The organism is Ureaplasma diversum NCTC 246 (assembly GCF_000731915.1).
In the GTDB taxonomy this organism is placed as follows: domain Bacteria; phylum Bacillota_I; class Bacilli_A; order Mycoplasmatales; family Mycoplasmoidaceae; genus Ureaplasma; species Ureaplasma diversum.
Genome location: NZ_JFDP01000098.1, coordinates 1 through 1,791, shown reverse-complemented (window position 1 = coordinate 1,791; position 1,791 = coordinate 1). Strand labels below are relative to the sequence as shown.

Here is a 1,791-nt window from a genome sequence, read left to right as displayed (position 1 = left end):
ACATTTACCTAGAAAGTCCTTTTTTTTTTTTTGCAGCACGAAAAATTGAATTTAGAATTGCTCTATATTTTTTAAACCAAACTTTTAAAAGGGAATTTTCAACATAATTTTAACTATCAAAGGATTTATTAATATATGAGTAAATTCAAAAACAAAAAAGCATTAACTCTTGCGGTTGGTGCGATTATGGCAGGGGTTAGTGTTATTGGAGTAGTTGCAGCTTGTGCACCAACGAAAGCGAAACCAGCTAAACCTACTGAAAAGAAAGTAGAACAGCCACAAACTAGTGGAACTGAATCTAAGCGAGGTAGTGGAAGTAAACAAGGTTCAGAAAACAATACTCCATCAACACCAACTGATAAAGGTTCAAACAACGGTGGGACAACTAATCCAACAGGTGGTTCATCAAAAACTTCTCCAGAAAAAACTCAACCTTCAACTCCAGAAGCTACACCTAAAAATGATAGTGGAACTTCTAGTGATAATAAAGACACTAATAAGCCTAAAGAAGATATGAAACAAGGCGATGCTCCTGGCTCAGATTCAGACAAAACTAATAAACCTAAAGTAGAATCTGGTGATGGTAGTACAGAAACTAATAAACCAAAAGAAGATACTGAATCTAAAGAATCTAACAAACAAGATAGCGAAACAGGGTCAAAAAATGGTGAAAAACCAAATCCTGATGTTAATAAAAATGAACCCGCTCCAAATAGTGGATCAAAAGATTCAGAAATGAAACAAGAACCAGGAAAAACAAATACTGATACCGAAGGAGCTAAGCCTGGAAATAGTGAATCAGATGAATCTAAGAAAATGGAAGATTCAATGAAACCAAGTGAAACAGAAGGGGAAGTAAATCAAGAAGTAAAACCTATTTCTGTTAGCTTAAACAAAGATACAAAAATAACAGAAAAAAATGGAGAATTCTTATTAAATTTAAATTTCGAAAATGCTGATCAAAAGTATGTAGAAGTTGAGTTGAATGAAATCAAAGAACCTGCTTCAGATGTGGTTGTTAAATCTAAAGCCAAGGCACAAATAACAAATAAGGTTGTAACTTTAATATTTACAGATGTAAATTTATACAGCAAATACAAAATCAAGACTATTAAGGTTTATGAAAAACAAGATAGTAAAGACGGAACTGAAATTAAATTTGAGAATCTAAAAGATACAAATATTGAAGTTGATACAAAAGTCTTAACTCCAATAGCATTTGCAAGAGATAAAGATGGGTTACCTGTAATAACTCTTGAGACATCAGAAAACATCTATAAAAAATATATAGATGGTAAAAAATTTGAATTCGAAATTGAAAATAGCAAAAAAGTTGTTGGTGGTTCAACACACTATGTTGAAGATCCAAGCAATTTAGGCAAACAAATCTGAACTCGACAGATAAGTAACCAAAATGGTAAAACAAGATTTTATATTTATACTGATCACAAATATGAAGAAGAAAAAGATAGTGGAAAATGATATATATCTAAAATGTGAGAAAGTAAAGACGGAAGTAAAAGCAACCTGATAACAAAGAATATTAATTTTAGTTAATAATTTTAATTAGATAAAGAAACAATAAAACCGGCGAAATGAACCGCTGGTTTTTTATTTTTATAAATTTATTAAGGGAATAACTTGCTAAATGCAGAGAAACTGATTATTACAAAATACAAGCATACATTATTTCTCTAAAACACCTTTAACCGGAACATTTGCTTAGAAAGTCCTTTTTTTTTTTTTTTTTGAAGCACGAAAAATTGAATTTAAAATTGCTCTATATTTTTT

At 30.5% G+C, this 1,791-nt stretch carries 1 protein-coding gene; it reads left to right on the top strand.

The window, feature by feature from the left end; translation table 4 throughout:
* The first annotated feature begins 135 nt into the window (after positions 1-135).
* A complete protein-coding gene (locus UDIV_RS04060; protein ID WP_038103700.1) occupies positions 136-1,557 on the top strand; it encodes an ICP22 family protein in 1,422 nt (473 codons plus the stop codon).
* Positions 1,558-1,791 lie beyond the last annotated feature (234 nt).